We start from the raw sequence: 15997 nt of genomic DNA, 5'->3' as shown, positions 1-15997 counted from the left end.
CTGAACATCCTGGAACGGGATTTGTGGAGAGCCCGGTGCCCGGAGACGGGCACGCCGGGTTCGGGAGGCGGCTCGGGGAAACCCACTGTTGGAAACACCAGCAGGGCGCCCCGAGTCGACCTCACCGACCGCCCGGGACTGCTTCAAGAGGTTGATCGCCCGCTCGACGGTGTTGCGCTTCTTGTACCGGTCCTCATCGAAGCCGGGCGGCCGCCCACCGCCTGTGCCCTTGCGCAGGCGGGCCGCCTGGCTGTCGGTCTTCTCCGGGATGGTGTGGCGGATTCCCCGCCTTCGCAGGTACTCGCGGATGGGGCCGTTGCTGTAGGCCCTGTCGGCCGCAAGGCTGTAGGGCTTCTTGCGTGGTCGCCCCAGGCCCGGTCTAGGGACTCGGATCTTCTCCAGCACCGCGATGAACTGGGTGCAGTCAGCTCGCTGACCTGGTGTGACGATCAGGGACAGCGGACGGCAACGGCCGTCCGCGCTCAGGTGAAGCTTGCTGGTGAACCCGCCGCGCGAGCGGCCCAGACTCTCGCCTCCAGCACCACCTCCACCAGGCGGGCGTGCAGACTCTGCCACGGCGCTTCGTCCTGATGTTCTGGCTCCTCGGCCCCCTTTGAGCCGGGCGCCGACGGTGGGGCGATGCGAGCGCCCGCCGCATGCTGATGCGCCCGCACGATGGTGGAGTCGACCGAGATGTCCCAGTCGATCTCGCCTGCTGCATCGGCTGCGGCCTGGACCTGCTGGAGGAGACGTTCCCAGGTACCGTCCGCCGACCACAGCCGGTGGCGTTCATAGACGGTCTTCCACGGACCGAACCGTTCGGGCAGGTCACGCCACTGCACTCCGGTTCGCACCCGGTGCAGGATCCCGTCGATCACCTGCCGGTGATCCCGCCACCTGCCGCAACGCCGGTTGCTGACCGGCAGGAACGGCCGCAGCCGTTCCACTCGGCATCACTCAGATCACCCCGCCCCATGCTCCATTCAACGGCTGGAGCACGCTGGCCGTCACGCGGCCGGCACGACACCTTCGCGCTGAGCGTTCTTCGGCCTGGAAAGAAAGATTCGGCGGGTCGGCAGGTCGATTTCCGTAACGACGACGGTGATCCCCTCTCCGGCCTCCATGTCCTCCACCGGACTCGCTGCGGGCCGACCGTCGATCTCTATGGAGGGGAGCAGCCCGACGAACCCGTCTCCGAGCTCGACGAAGACGCCGATGGGAACTGTCTTCTCCACCGTCCCGCGGATTTCCTGACCCACCGTGCGGTCGGCGAAAGCCCGCAGGGGGTCGGGCTCCAGCGCCTTCAAGGACAGTCTGGCCTCCGCGTTGTAGGTGTCGAACTGGAGGAACTCGCACGAGACCCGCTGGCCTACGTAAACGACATCGGTGGGGGCTTCGATGCGCCGCCAGGACAGTTCGGGGATCACGATGAACCCGACACCGGGGAAGAGGGGATGGGCAGGTCCGTCGTCCAGGGCCACGAAGACCCCGAACCGCTCGATCGCCGCAACGGTGCCAGACAATATGTCGCCGCTGTGCAAGGTCTCCAAAAATGCCCAGAGTTCCGGGCTCTCCGACTGCCAGTCCATACCGTCACCCTGGCATACGACATCGCGGGCCGACTATGACCTCGACAGACTGAAGCCCCGCTGTACCCCAGCAACCGGAACCATGATCGGCCGGACAAGTCCTAGGAGCGCGAGGGTGGCGTTGGTGGCGGCGACCCCGGACAACGTCGAGATGGCAGCTCCGGTGGAGGCGGTTCCGAACAGCGCGGCGGCGGCGAACGCTCCGTAGGCCGCGGCTCCGCCGGCCGCTGCCCCGGCCACGCCTCCGGCAGCGGCTCCGCGGATCGCGTTGGCGATCCCGACGGACATGGCTTCGATTCGTATCGCAGCAGGGGGTTCGCCCGTGGTCTCGAGCTCTTCCTCGCTCGGTCTGTCGGGCTCTGGTGCCCCGCTGATGCTCTCGGCCAGCTCGACGAACCTTAGGAAGAACTTGTCGCGGGCGGCGTCATGAACAAGGTTGAAGGCTTCACCGAATTCTTGGGTGATCTTCGAGCGTTGGGCCGCCTTCTCATTGATCTCGGCATGGCGTCGTTTAGTCTCCGCGACTTGGACGCGCAGCTTCACTGGCCGCTGGTCCCGCTGACGTGCGAGGGCCCTGGTTCGGTCCTCCGCCTCATGCTTGAGTTGCTCCGGCGTCAGTTGGAGGGCGAGGGCGATGGCGGCCAGACGGTGCTCCCTGGGGCTCACGAGCCCGTGCTCGATCCGGGAGATGGAGACCGCACCGCCCTTGCCGTAATCGGCCTGCTTGGCCAACTCTTCCTGGGTCATAGAGGGACTCTGGTCCTGGCGGTGCTCACGGATCACGAGGCCCATCGCCTCTGCGCTGAAGTCACTCATTGGCCTCGGCCCGGTTGCTGTGCGGGCTGTGGCGACGCCAGGAGGACTGCGCCTCACGTACTAGGGCGGCACCGGAACGGATGGCTTCGGCGCTGTCTTCGGCGAACCACAGGCTGCGAGGGACCCTCTACTCGTACACACGAGCGGCCATCACCATGCTGGCTAGCAGATTCCAATCGGGCTGGTCAGGCATTTCCTGCCCGCGATTTTTATACCATCCAGGCATGTCATGGACCCAGGCCGCCCAAGCTTCGAGGAAATCTGTAAGAGTACTGTTCCCCCATTCTTCGGGATTCTCTTCGAAATCCTCAAGAGCCTTCCGAAGAAATATAGAAAAGTCTTCCCTATTTCCTACCTCGACCGCGCATTGACGAAGACTCAAATCATCTGCCCCTTACGACTATTGACATACCGTCATTCATTGTCGTCATCTTCCAGCTTTCGCTCTGCACTTCCTCCGCCGAAGCGCGCGTGAAGCGAATACTTACCCCTGCCTCACGGAAGGCGTAGAGCCGCCTATTATCGAGCGTGTAGATTTTACCATTCTGTCGGAAAACTCGAATAGGAGGCAGGTCAGATGCCGTTACGCTGCCTGCCTTTAGGGCCTCGACGAGATTGAAGTGACCCCTCAGGTCCCGACACTTCCGTTTTATGCCGCGAGGTCCAGCCGTTGATGGCAGCGGATCCTCGCCTGGTACGGCGTGATGTAGCCGATGGTCGAGTGGAGCCGTTCCCGGTTGTAATGTTCCGCGATCCACCGGAAAACGTCCTGCCGAGCCTGCGCCCGGGTTTCCCAGACGGTCGTCCCGATCTCTGCTTTCAGGACGGCGAAAAAGCTCTCCGCGGCAGCGTTGTCGAAGCACGAACCGGTGCGCCCGGCGCTCTGCCGAATGTCCAACTCGCCGAGTAGAGAACGGAATTGATGGGACGTGTATTGGGATCCGCGATCGGAGTGAAAGATCGCGTTTCCTGCCGTGTGTCCACCCGCATGGGCCATCCGGATGGCATCCGCAACCAGTTCGGTGCGCATGTGGTCGGCCATCGACCAGCCCGCAACCTCCCGCGTGCACAGATCGATCACCGTCGCCAGATACAGCCATCCCTCGGCCGTCGGCAGGCGGGTGATGTCCCCGACGAATTTCAGACCCGGCAACGGCGCGGTGAAGTCCCGCAGGATCAGATCCGGCGCCGGCGGCGCCGTGCGGTCCTGTCGTGTCAGCGACCGCGACTTCCGTCGCGTTATCCCGACGATTTCACGCTCCCGCATGATCCGGGCGACGCGCTTGCGGTTCACCACGTGGCTCTGGTCCCGGAGTTTCCGGGTGATCCGCAGGGCCCCGTAAGCTCCCCGGGAATCGGTGTGGATCTCCCGGATTCGGCAGGCCAGGACCTCTTCCTCATCGGCCTTCTCCTGCCGCGCCTCCTTGTTCTGGTGCCAGGCGTAGTAGCCGGAGCGGTCCCAGCCGAGAACATCACACATCCGCTTCACCCTGTGGGCGCCTCTGTGCTCGTCGACGAAACGGAAGCGGATCACCGTGTCGTCTCCCGCGCGAAATAGGCGGCGGCTTTCCGGAGGATCTCGTTGTCCTCCTTCAGTCGGGCATTCTCCCGCCGCAGGCGCTTGAGCTCTTCTTTCGCGTCAGGGGTCATGCCGGCGTCACCCCCGCTGTCCGCCGCCTGGACGCGGGTCCGGTCCTCCCGGACCCACTTGCGCAGGGTCTCCAGATGGATACCCAGGCCGTGAGCGATGTCGGTGAGGGAACGGTCCGGCGAGGAACGCACCAGGTCCACAGCGTCCCGCTTGAACTCTTCGGGGTAGTTCTTTCGCTTTGCCACCTTGGATCACTTCCCCTGGATGACGAAACATCCAGCGTCCAGGTGTCGGAATTTCGGGGGTCACTCCACTTCACTCTGCCACCAATGCGATCACTTCCCCGAAACGCTCCAGGGTATCCGCAACAAAATCCTCGCCGCCGAAGCCAGGAATTTTGACCATCCACCAGTCAGCGTCGCCTGGCCGGACAGCCGGTCCTGATTCCACGAGGCTCTTGAACCGGAGGTCGATTACGTCAAGCTCACCTGCAAACCATGCAGAAGATACCAAACGCCTGGAAACCCTGCAATCTACAATGACCGCCTGAAGGACATTTCTGACGGATATGTCGTTCAGGTACTCAGAATAGTCATATTCGTAACCCTCTTGACACTCGTCAACGAACGATGACCACGAACCCAGCAATTCCCCAGGAGAAAGGATTTGCCGACGCCCAAGACGCTGAGACACCTCAGCCACGATGAGCGCAAGGTCGGTTGTATCCGGCGTCACTTAAACTGCTCCAAGAAATACGCCATGGGATCGCCTTCCGTTCTGAAGAATGTTGATATCGTACCAGACGAGTTCATGTATCCGAAGTATCCACTATTTGGGTCGACACGATACATGCCCCCGCTTGAGCTCGGAAGGGAAAGGGAGCCCTCCGGCCCATTTCCGGACATGAAGCTTCGAGCAGCTTCCCCATACCGCTTCCTCCCCTGGGGACCTTTGAATTCAGGCATATCGATCCCCTTGGGGTTCACCTTCACCTTTCCCCTGTTTTTAGCGATTACGGCGAGGACATGCTTGGAGTAGTGCCGCGCAGCAGACGAATTCGAATTGAAAGTCGCCCTCAAAGCAAGCGCCGCCCCGGGCGCGCTTTCACTCTCAGCCCGTACTGCAGCAGCTGCAACTGTGCCAGTCCCCGCGACCGCGCTGCCTCCAGAGGCGCCGCCGGTCGCCGCTTCGGTAATTTCCGCTGCGCACACCGGCGCTGCCGCCAGGCAGCCAGCGATCCCGTCAAGAGCGATGGGCGCCGCAGCTGCAATTACACCCACGGCCACGGCAAAACCGAGGACGATCTTCTGCCAGGTGGCGAGCTTGCCGCGGTCGATCCAGTCGTCGCTAACGGTTGGGGCGTAGTTCGGGTTGCTGCCCATGGCCCAGCCGTGCGAGACCACTTCCTTCTTTGCGGGCTTCGGCTCTGGCCCCTTCTTGAACACAATCTTCGTTGTGGTCCTGCCAGCGGTCTGGTGGACGGTCTTGGTCATGGTGCCGCTTCCGGCGTGACCGTCTGACTGGGTGTAATTGAAGGTTTTGGTAGTGGTTTTCGTGTAGGCCCAGTCCCAGCCGTTCTTGGTCTTGGTCCAGGTTTCGGTGCCACCGTTGCAGGAGCTTGAGGCGCCACCGCACATTCCATCGGGGCGGAGGCCGGTGGGGTCGGACAGGGTGACGGGGGTGTTGTTGGCGTAGGCGTAGCCGTTGAGGGACTCATGGTCGCTTGGGGCGAGGATGGGGTCGACGGAGAGGAATCTTCCGTTGGCCGGGTCGTATTCGCGGGCGCCGATGTGGGTGAGTCCGGTGTCGGTGTCGGTGGTTTTGCCGAGGAAGCCCTTGTCGTCGGGCCAGGTGGATGGTGTGGTTCCGCGGCTCTCGCCGAAGGGCTTGGTGTAGCGGCGGGTGACGGCCTGGGTGGTGGCGTCCACGCTCATTGAGGCGGTGCCGTGGTGGTCGTCGACCATCCAGGACAGGCCGTTCTCGGTGCGGACGGCGGTGGCGTCGCCGGCCGGGTAGTAGCGCTGGCCGGTGAATTTTTTGGTGGTTGTGTCGTAGTGGAGTTCCTGGCCGCCCAGGTAGAGGACGGTCTTGATGGGGCCGCGGCGGATCAGGAGTTCGCCGTTGGCGTCGTAGAGGTAGTCGGTGGTTTTGGTGACTTCGGTGAGTTGGGTGAGTTCTCCTTCGATGTCCCAGGTGAGGTTCTGCGCGGTGCCGGTGGGGCCGTAGCGCTTGGTGGTGTTGCCCTGCTCGTCATAGGTGAAGGTCTTGGCAGGGTTGCTGTTGACGGTGGTGGAGGTCAGGGTGTGGGGCTGGCCGGTGCCGTTGGCGTTGACGGCGGGGTAGCCGTAGCCGGTCTTGGTGTCACCGGTGGTTTTGTGCTCGGTCTGGGTGTCGCGCAGGCCGCCGGGCTTGTAGGTCCAGCTGGTCCAGTACGGGGCCGGGCCGCCGAGAGCGGAGGCCGAGCGGGTGGTGGTGCAGTCGTTGGAGGAGGGGGTCCAGGATTCGGTCAGGCGGCGGTAGCCGTCGTAGGCGAAGCATTGGGTGTCGTTGCCGTTGGCGTTGTCGGTGACCGACTTGATGTTGCCGGAGGTGTCGTAGGTGTAGTTGACGTCGCTGGTGTAGCCGGCGTTGGTCTGGTCGACGGTGTGGGTGTTGGTCAGGCGGCGGGTGCCGTCCTTGTAGTGGTTGAGGATCTGGAATTGCTTGGCGTCGGTGGAGGTGCCCAGGCGGGTCTCTTCGATTTCGCCGTATGGGGAGTAGCCGATGTTTTGGACGTAGTCGGTCAGGCCGTCGGTGCCGGTGAGCATGCCGAGGCTGTTGTAGGTGTTAGTTACGGCTTCTGCTGGTAGGCCGCCTACTGCGGGGAGCGTTGTCGACTGGAGGGTGCCGTCGAGGTTGTAGACGGGGGAGGTGATGAACGTCGGCGGTGCGCCGGCGACGACCAGAGCGTCGCTGGCGGCGATGACGGTCTTGGTGCCCTTGGACCGGCCGAGTACGTCGTAGCCGGTGGCGACCTGGGAGTAGATCTTGCCGGTGGTGCCGCCGACGTAGCGGATTGCGGCGGTGGGCTGTCCCTTGGCCAGGGAGTCGTAGGTGAACTTGGTCAGCTGGTGGGCGTTGTCCTTAACTCCGTCCCAGGTGCCGGTCTTACGGCCGAGTTCGTCGTAGTCGGTAATCAGGGTGCGGGAGGCACCATTGAGGGTGGTGGTGACCGTGAGCGGTTGGTCGCCGTCGTTGTATGTGGTGTCGATCTGGCCCTGGTCGGGGTCGGTGGAGGTGATCTCGCGACCGCGCAGGTCGTAGCCGTACGTCCAGGCGGCCCCGTCCGGGCCGGTCATCTTCTTGAGCTGGCCGCCGGGCGTGTACTCGTAGAGGGTGCGGGTGTAGTCGCTGCCGGTCGGGGCGGGGCCGGCGTATTCCCGGCGTTCGGTGAGCCGGCCGCGGGCGTCGACGATGCTCAGGGTGCCGGTGCCCCCTGCTGCAGCGGTGGTGCTGGTGCGGTCACCCTGCTGGTCGGTCTTGGTGCGCCACTCTTCTTGGTCGTAGACCCGGAAGACCGATTCGGTGGCCCGGCCGGCGGCGTCGAAGACCGTCTCGGTGGAGGCGGGGACGGATCCGGGGAAGGTGTTGGCCAGGGTGCCCGAGGGGGCGTTGTTGTCGTGGATCTGGCTGTTGGAGATGTATGGCAGGCCGCGGTCGTCGTAGAGAGTCTCGGAGATGACCCGGCCGCCGTTCGGGGCGGGGACCTGTGTCTGACGGGAGCGCAGCAGGCTGTCGAGGATCTCGTAGGAGCTGTTGTAGGTCTTTCCGTCGGCCTTGAGGGCGTCGGTGCGGACCCAGGTCTCCTTGTCGTTGTTGACACTGTAGGCGTAGACGGCGCTGGCGGCGTTGCCGAGCGTGCGGGAGCGGTCCGGCTGCCAGACCGATACCAGGCGGCCTAGTGCGTCAAGGGCCCATTCGGTGATATTGCCGTTGGCGTCGGTGGTCTTGGCGGCTGTGCCCCAGGCAGGGTCCACCTCGGTGGTGGAGGTGAACAGCTTGGGGTCGGTGGTGGTCTTCGACGTCAGCGGGCCGTAGCCGGTGTCATCGGGGACGTAGGTGGTTGTGACCGTGCGGTTGAGGGCATTGGTCGCGGTGGACGGCCGGCCCAGTTTGTCGTAGGTGGCACCCGAGACCTGCTGGTAGACGGGCTTCTTGTCGAGTTCGCCGTAGCTCGCGACTCGGTAGGAGGCGGTGATGTCCCCCTTGGTGGGTGCTGCACCGACCGTCTGGCCGTCGTAGGCCATGGTGATGTCGGAAATGGCGTCGGCGGGAATAGCTGGGGTGGCTGTGCAGGGAACTGAGTAGGTCTCGGTGCGTGAGACGGCGTTCACCAGCCAGGCCGAGGTGTTTCGGGCGTAGGTGTTTCGCACGCATGACTCGTCGCCGGTGATGGCGATGTCGCCGGAGTCTTCCACGGCGACCGGCATGCCGTATGTGGTGTCGTACGTGGTTTTCTGATTGACCGTGCGGGTACCGGTCGAGGTTTTGGTGCGGGTGACTGCCTCGTCGGCCTGGACTATCCAGGATTCGGTGGTGCCCCAGTCGTAGGTGTGGCTTCCGGTCTTGTGGGACCAGGGGGTGTTGATGGTGCGGCTGATTTCTTCGGTGCCGTTGTAGGCGAGGGTCTCGCGGACGAATCCGGTGTACTGGCGGAAGTCATCGATTGCGGCGCCGGTGGAGTCGGTGACCTTTTCCACGCGTGCGGTGCCGTCGAGTTCCTTCTCGCCGTTCAGGCCGCGCATGTAGAGGGTGGATTTCTTGGAGCGCGGGCCTTCGGAGTCTCCGAAGGTTTCCACGACCTTGCCGTAGCCGCGCCATTGTGACCAGGTGCGGTTGGAGGTCTTGGTCAGTCCTTCGTCGTCGGAGTAGCCCCAGCCGGCGCCGCCCTGGTAGTCGTAGTACTTCTCACCGGTGTCGCCGTGGCCGTAGGGATCTTCCTGGAAGACGGAGGTGACCACGTACTTGTGGAACCAGTCGGTGGTCGGGGTCGCGCCGGACTGGGACCATTTGACCGGGAAACAGCGGCGGGTGTTCGTGTCGACCGCAGACGGCATGCTGGTGCCCCAGATGCAGTCGGGGTCGGAGTAGTTCACGGTGAGTTTGGAGCCGGTCTCGGATTGGATGGTCCGTACCCGCCATTTGATGTAGCGCAGGGTGTCCGGGCCGCTTCCTTCGACGTGGTTGGACAATTGCATGCCGTCGAAGAGGACCGGCGGCATGGAGGCCGCGGTGGTGTTGGCCTTTCCGGTGTTCTGGATGGCCTGCAGCCACAGGCTTGCCGAGGAGGCGTCGCCGGTGTCGGGGAAGTTCTGCGTCAGGTGCCAGGTGTCCACGTCGCGGCGGGTGGTGCCGGTGCCGGTCCATACCGAGGTGGTGACATCGGTGAGGCGCTTGCGGGTGAAGAAGGCCGGGCCGATCTGGGTGCTGCATTTGGTGCCGGACACACAGATCATGTCGAAGGGCACGTCGGGCCAGTTGGCCTTGGTGTCCTTCGTAAAGCTGGTGCAGCCGTCCGTGGTGACGCAGCGCTCGGCGTAGGTGTAGCGGACCTGCTGGGATGCGGGCTTGGTGTAGATCAGGTCGCTGCGCTGGCCGTAGTCGATGCGGTAGAGAACGCCGCCGCGGGTGTAGGCGGTGCCGTTGACGGTGGTGTCGGCGTTCTTGGAATAGTAGTTCGTCTCCTTGGCGTACCAGTAGGTGGAGGCGTTGCCGTGGGTGTCCACGACGTAGTCCAGATTCCAGCGCCATGCCTGCAAGCAGGAGGAGTTCGCGAAGCCTGTGGATTGGTAGCAGGGCTCACCGGCGTCGTCACCGAAGACCGGGACAGTCCATACCGAGTTGGTGACGGCGTCGTCGTCAGCAGTATCGGTGGTTCCCTTGTTGCTCCAGCCGGGCATTTGGTGCTTGCCGAAGAAGTACTGAATGCCTGAGGCGTCCGTGACCTTCCAGTACTCGGTGTTGTCGTCGCCGTTACCGGTGGCTCCGGTCAGGTGCTCGACCCGCGAACCGTCCTCGTTCTTCACCTTCCACGAACCGCCGGACGACTGCGAGAGCGCTGCGGTGTCGCAGGCCGCCTTGGCAGCGCAGGTGTTGACCAGTTCGACGGCCTTGCCGTTGAGTACCAGTGTGGCGTTGGCGTACTTCCAGCACAGGTCGCCCTTGCCGGCCTGGCCGTCGTCCTTGCAGGACGCGTATTTGCGCTCGATGTAGGACTCGGCGATCGAGAAGCCTTCGCCGATCACCGAGGTCTGGTTGTTCTCTCCGGCCGTGCGGCCGTCCACCGAGGCAGAGTTGTAGGAGATGGACAGGTTCGGTGACGGGCCCGCCGTCGCGGGGGGTACGCGCAGGGGGTAGTCCCACGTGAAGTCGCCCGTGCTGCCGCCGGCCTCCCAGGTCGCCGTCGGGGACAGCGGGGTGGAGGCGTAGTCACCCCCGCCGCCGGAGGTGGCGGCCGCCGCGGCCAGCAGCATCGGGGTGCCGGTAGCGGCGGTGTTGGCGGGGAGGGTGCCTGTGAGGGTCTGGGTGTCGGTGTTGTTGTCCGAGCCTGCCACTGGTGTCTGGGTGCGGCAGGAAGCCTTCTCTGGCGTGGTCAGCGCACACGCCGGGAGTGCCACGAGGCGCAGGCGGGGACCGAAGTTGCCGCCGTAGACGTCGTTGAAGGAGGAGTAGTCCAGCGAGACGCGAAGCTTGTCGGTGTCACCGGCAGAGTCCTTGGGCGTGGCGCCTGCCGGGTCGATGGTGAGCAGGACGCCGTTGACACCCGCCTTCTGCGCAGCCGTTTGGGGGTGGAGGCTGAGTGCCACTTCCTCGGCAGGACCGGTGGCCTGGGCCTGCGTCGTGCTCTTCGCCCGCTTGGGTATTGGGGCGGTGGGCTCTTGGACCATTTTCATGGCGAGCCCGCCGACGGTGACGGTGGAAGCGCCGGTCGCCGCGACTTTGACGGTGGTGGTTCCGGGCTTCGGCCAGGCGGCCTTGTTCAGCCGGCCCCGGGTCTTCTGGGCGGAGGGGGCGGTCTTGTCTTTCGGGGCCCTGGACGTGGTGGGCTTGAACGAGCCCACCTTGTCGATCTTTGCGTCCGGCCGGTTCTCCAGTTGCTTACGGGCTGCCGGAGCCTGGGCCTGGGCGGCGAAGTCGAAGCCCGAGGGAACCACGATTTGCGGCAGGAGGGACAACGAGAGGGCGAGCGCGCCACGGCCGAGCCAGCGGCGTATGACCGTCGCTGGCAAGCGTGTGCGGAAGGGTGATGGAGACACGTGACTTCCTGGTTCTCGGAAATGGGCAGGATGTGCTCGGGCCGCGTCGGCGCTTGAGCTCACTGGATCGCTGATGGCGGGTCCGGGTGGACGCGCAATGTGTCGAGCAGTACGGGGCAGGACGGGCCTTGTTGCCCGCCCTGCCCCGTACTGCTTCTACTGCTCGGTGTTGCGCCTGATGGCGATCGTGCCGGTGGAGGTGGCTCCGGCCCAGACACGGACGCTGTCGATCGTCCCGGGGAAGTACCGCGCGGCAGCGCCGTTGATCTTCGCCCGGCCGATCTCGAACGCTCCGCCGCCCTGCCACGGTGCCGAGTACGGCAGGCCTTCCTCGTCGCCCATCAGGGCGCTGTCGACGTAGAGCTTGAGCCCGCCGAGCTTGGAGGTGTCGTCGGGGTCGGCGCCCGCCTGCGCGTCATAGACCACCGTCAGCATGACCGGGACGCCCAGTGCGGCGGTGGTAAGTGGGGTGGACTCACTTTCGGTCCAGACCGCACCGGTGCCGTCCTTGCTGGGGCGGCCGAAGGTCCACAGCCCTTGAGTGCTGCCGGCTGGTTGTTCGTACCAGACGCCCCAGGAGGACTGGCTCGTTCCTGACTGGCCGAACACCTGCACCGCGTACGACTTGGTGGTGTCGGCGAGCTTGGCGGGGTCGAGCGTCACCCATGCGGTGGCGGTGAACGAACCGGAGTCATCGACGACCGGGCCGGTTGCGGTGGCGTAGGCGCTGGTGCCGTTCAGCGTCATTGTCTGCGTGGTGGTGACCTCTTCGCCGATGTCCGGGTCGCCGGTGGTGAGCTGAGTGAGCGTGGCTCCGTTGAGTGTCAGGTTCCGGGCGAAGCCGCTGGTGTCGTTGACTGTGCTGCCAGTCGCGTTGGTCATGTCGGTGGCGTCCCATTTGGCCACCAGGGCGGGAACTGGATCGCCCGAGGTGCCGTCGCTGAGGTCCTCGTCCTCCAGCCAGGCATCGTGCGTGACCTCGGTGTCCGCGAGCGCACGGGACCAGACCTTCACCTCATCGATGGTGCCGGCGAAGTTCTCCTTGCCGGTTATCGCTCCGTACGAGGTGGACCAGCGCCGTCCGACCTGCAGGCCGCCCGATGCCTTCCAGGGGGTTGTGAAGGCGACCGGGTTGCCCTGCGGAGTGCCGTTGACGTAGAGCTGGACTGTCTGCGCTGCAGCGTCGTACACGCCGGCCAGGTGCGTCCACACCTTGAGTACCGGCGGGTGGGTGCTGAGCGAGCGGCTGATCTCCGGGGCGGCTTCGTCGGTCTGGTGGCGGTTGAAGACCCAGGCGTCGTACGAGGTGGAGTAGTACAGCTGGAGCCCGGAGGCATTCGTGCCCGCCTGGGACAGAACGGTGTAGTTGGTGTCCTTGTTCTCCAGACGTGCCCAGGCCGAGACGGTGAAGGACTTGGTGGTGTCCAGTACCGCACCAGGGGTGGAGAGGTAGGCGCTGGTGCCGTTGAACTGCGCCGCGCCAGCCCCGCTGCGCGCCCGAGCGTCCCAGGTGGTGCCGGAGGAAGTCAGGGGGTGCTGGGTGGCGGTGGTGGAGTCGGCGAGGGTGTCATCCAGGTGCCAGATCCCTGTGGGCTTCTCCGCTCCCTTGACGAGGAAGCTGTAATAGCCGGTGCGTGAGCTGTGTGCGGCCGCGTCGTAGCCCCAGACCTGGAGTGTGTTCTCACCAGCCTGGTTCGGTGCGATGGTCAGGGTGGTAGCCGCACCCTTGGCCACGTTGATCGGGGATGAGACAGCGCCGCTGTTCAGTTTCCACTTGTAGCTGACGACGTCCGACTGGATACCGGCTATGGCGGAGTTGGTGTCGGCGGGGGTGAAGGTGAACTTGCCTGCGGTGCCCACCCCACCTGCGGCCGGATCGGTCTCGGCCGGCTTGTACACGCCGTCCGTGCTGGATATGACTGGGGGCGGCGGAGAGTCGGTGTCGACCCGGAAGTAGCACCAGGACGACCATGCGGAATCCAGGACACCCGTGGCGCCGCGGTCCGTCATGTAGTACGCCTGCGTCTTGACCCGCATACGGTAATCGGTCTGCGCCGGCAGCGTGCTGGAGGTCGCGTCACGGGAAGCGTTGTCGGCCACCCAGGCGCTGCCCGGTGAGGCCGCGGACCAAGCGCGGCTGGAACCGTCGGCCTTCCATACCTCGAACATGGCCCGCAGTTGCGCGCCGGAGCCGTCCGCGGACTGCACCGTGGCCAGCATCTTCGGCGCGGTGGCACTGGTGACGAAAGCCGATGCGGAGGTGTTGCAGGCCCGCCCGGTCGTTCCTTGCCGCACCCCGTACGAGGTCGGCTTGTCCGGGTAGGAAACGTAGGTCACCGACAGCTTCGCGTCGTTGCGGAACCGCGCCCAGGCGCCTGCGTCGGACTCATCGTGGGCGGCCAGCGAGAAGGTGATCTGCGCAGTCTTGTTCGCGGCGTAGGAGGCGAGAGTCGTCGTCAGATTCTCATTCGTCTCCTCGCCCACATTGTCACTGAAGCGCACCCAGTCCGCCGGCTGCGACGGATCACACAGGGAGCCCCGGCCATAGGCCACGTTCCGGTCGCCCATCAGGTCCACATTCCCGGGGCGGGACGACCACGTGGTACTGGACGAAATGCCCTTGCTTTCTACCCGGCTCAGGTCGTACCAATGCGGATCGCACGTGAATGTCCACGCCTGGTATACCTCCATCGTCGCGTCCAGGATCTTCTTGCCGTGGATCGACGAGAGCGGGTACTCGAAGTACATGCGCTGGGTATACGGGGTGCTGGCGCAGAGGTAGCCGGCGTAGTTGGAGCAGCGCCCCACGCCCTTGTCGCCGCTGAATTCCCAGAATTTGTCACCGTCCGAGGACAGTGCTGTCCAGTCGCCCAAGGAAATACCCTTGGTCGGGGGGTCGATGTAGAGCGGGAAGACAGTGTCCTCGCCGTGAAGGATCTTCGGATCGGGTGTGATCTCCAGGATGGTCCCGTTGAGTTTGAGCGGGAGTTCGGCGACCGCGTCACCGCTGCTGGGACCTTCCGAAGGGGCGGGCTCGCCCCCTGCGTCGAGCAGTGGTTCGGATCCCGTCGCGTCCGACTGCGCTTCTGCTGTGTTGGCGGTGCGGTCAAGCTGCGAGGCGGTGGCAGTTGCTGCGGTGGAGGTGGTGTCGCCAGCCGAGTCCCACATCCGCCCTGCCGGACTCTCGAAGACAGGCGAGCCGTCCGCATCCCGTGCCACGAAGCCGCCGTCAGCCGTCGGCGTGACGTCCAGGCCGGCACCGGAGATGCCCATTCTGATCGTCGCGAGCGCGGGGTTCTTTGCCGCCTCCGCTGTCTTGACCACGAACACTGAGGTATAGCCGGAGCTCAGCGCCGTCAGTTGAAGATCGACGTCCGGAAGGACACCAGCGTAGGTGGCAGTATCACCCGCGAGCTGCGGCTCGGGAAGCGCGGTGGGCCAGGCGAACTTCAGTTCGCTCCCCTTGTCCCCCAGCTTGACCAGCCCGTCCCCGCTGCCCCCACCCGAGAACGTGAGACGTGCCGTCGTGTTCCTTGCCCGGACAGAGCCGTCGGCTTCACGCACCAGGGTCGTGTCGATGGGGGCCCATGTGTCGTCATCCTTGCGCGCTCGGACCGGCGCCGCGTTCATCTCCTGCGTGAACGTACCGTCCGGGTTCGCGAAAACCTGGGACGAATCAGTGGTCACCGCATCCACCGCCACCCGCTCCCCGGATTCCGCAGCCAGTGCACTCGCCTTCGACTCCGGAGTCCCTCCAGCTGCGGCCGAGGCCGTCCCGCCATCAGCCGCGGCCGGGGACGCCCCGACAGCCACCGCCGGCACAGCTCCCCCGACGAGCACGACGGCCATCGCCCAGCCCCGCGCCGCCTGACGCCAGCCGCGCCGCCGTCCTTGTGTAACCACGCCCCACCCGCAAACCTTTAGATGCCCATTACATAGAGCCGTGAGGATCATGTGCCGATCACGTGTACAGGTCAATGGTGTCGTACATCACACAGACTCCTTCGCCCCAGGTCAGCGAGGTAATGACACTGGATTTGGGGCGGCCGCCCGCCCGAGGCGGGACACCAGGGCGTGTTCACATCTCCCAGCCGACTCGACAGGAGGCCGGGCGGTGTGCAGTCCATCCCCCAGTTGACGACCCAGCTGCCCTGGTCGCCGGGCCGCCTCCGTATTGGCGATCACAGTCCCCGAGCGACCGTCTGACGAAGATGCTGTCCACGGCCCCTCGTGCTATCCGCAAACGTGACGAGTTGTCACCAAGGCTTAGTTTCTGCTTCGTGAGTGCCCGTCACCTTGCTGCCGGTCGCGGAAGAAGCGCTTATGGGCATCGCCACCCTCGCCAACCTCGGACTCGACTGGGCGGCGTAGCGGATCGTCTGGAAGCGGGAGGGAGCTTCCTTCCGTCCTGCACGGCGGTTCCGCTCTGGCCATAGTGCTGGCGTTCTTGTGGGCTTGGCTGACAGACGTGAGCTCGCGGTCGATACCGGCGGCGAGGCTGTGGAGGCCGGGCAGGTTGTCGTTGCGGACGGCGTCGAGCCGGGGATCATGCCGCGGGTGGTACACGACGAACTGGTCGGCTTCGTCCTAGGAGATCTAGAGGAGAACGCTGACGCCTTCATCACTCCAGGCCAGAATCCCGCACCACTCCCCCATCTGAGCGAACAACTGCCGAAGCCGGAATAGCGAACCGTGCCGCGAGGACA

General features: G+C 64.9%; 8 protein-coding genes and 1 pseudogene. 1 reads left to right on the top strand and 8 read right to left on the bottom strand.

The window, feature by feature from the left end:
- Positions 1-126 precede the first annotated feature (126 nt).
- From OG538_RS36390 to OG538_RS36355, 8 genes and pseudogenes are all read right to left on the bottom strand, one after another.
- Positions 127-976, bottom strand: a pseudogene (locus tag OG538_RS36390) (IS5 family transposase); the annotation flags it as partial.
- Positions 977-1007: 31 nt separating this feature from the next.
- A complete protein-coding gene (locus OG538_RS36385; RefSeq protein WP_406088839.1) occupies positions 1008-1589 on the bottom strand; it encodes a S1 RNA-binding domain-containing protein in 582 nt (193 codons plus the stop codon).
- 33 nt (positions 1590-1622) lie between these two features.
- Positions 1623-2336 carry a hypothetical protein gene (locus OG538_RS36380; RefSeq protein ID WP_406088841.1) on the bottom strand — a complete coding sequence of 238 codons (714 nt, stop codon included), beginning with the start codon at positions 2334-2336 and terminating at the stop codon, positions 1623-1625.
- 718 nt (positions 2337-3054) lie between these two features.
- The gene (locus tag OG538_RS36375) at positions 3055-3939 is read right to left on the bottom strand and encodes an IS3 family transposase (protein ID WP_406088843.1); all 885 of its coding nucleotides are present in this window, start codon (positions 3937-3939) and stop codon (positions 3055-3057) included.
- Positions 3936-4241, bottom strand: a complete 306-nt coding sequence (locus OG538_RS36370; protein ID WP_406088845.1) for a transposase — start codon at positions 4239-4241, stop codon at positions 3936-3938. Before OG538_RS36370 ends, OG538_RS36375 begins: the two co-directional genes overlap by 4 nt.
- 70 nt (positions 4242-4311) lie before the next feature.
- Positions 4312-4731, bottom strand: coding sequence for a hypothetical protein (locus OG538_RS36365; protein ID WP_406088847.1), 420 nt, complete (start codon positions 4729-4731; stop codon positions 4312-4314).
- Complete coding sequence (locus OG538_RS36360) at positions 4728-11249, bottom strand: RHS repeat domain-containing protein (RefSeq protein ID WP_406099914.1); 6522 nt, start codon at positions 11247-11249, stop codon at positions 4728-4730. Before OG538_RS36360 ends, OG538_RS36365 begins: the two co-directional genes overlap by 4 nt.
- A 198-nt stretch (positions 11250-11447) precedes the next feature.
- Positions 11448-15140 (bottom strand): LamG domain-containing protein, encoded by a 3693-nt coding sequence (locus tag OG538_RS36355; protein WP_406100445.1) that lies wholly within the window; start codon positions 15138-15140, stop codon positions 11448-11450.
- A 606-nt stretch (positions 15141-15746) separates the two neighbouring features.
- On the opposite strand from OG538_RS36355, the gene OG538_RS36350 reads away from it, so the two are divergent.
- The gene (locus tag OG538_RS36350) at positions 15747-15977 is read left to right on the top strand and encodes a hypothetical protein (RefSeq protein ID WP_406099912.1); all 231 of its coding nucleotides are present in this window, start codon (positions 15747-15749) and stop codon (positions 15975-15977) included.
- The last annotated feature ends 20 nt before the right edge of the window (positions 15978-15997 follow it).

The sequence above is a fragment of the Streptomyces sp. NBC_01013 genome, assembly GCF_045162765.1.
GTDB lineage: Bacteria > Actinomycetota > Actinomycetes > Streptomycetales > Streptomycetaceae > Streptomyces.
The sequence above is the reverse complement of the archived record's forward strand: the minus strand, read 5'-3'. Positions and strand labels throughout refer to the sequence as shown.

What these genes read in the sequence shown, in the direction of transcription:
- OG538_RS36385 (WP_406088839.1), bottom strand. Translation starts at nt 1,589, where the DNA reads ATGGACTGGCAGTCGGAGAGCCCGGAACTCTGGGCATTTTTGGAGACC.
- OG538_RS36380 (WP_406088841.1), bottom strand. Translation starts at nt 2,336, where the DNA reads ATGACCCAGGAAGAGTTGGCCAAGCAGGCCGATTACGGCAAGGGCGGT.
- OG538_RS36355 (WP_406100445.1), bottom strand. Translation starts at nt 15,140, where the DNA reads ATGGCCGTCGTGCTCGTCGGGGGAGCTGTGCCGGCGGTGGCTGTCGGG.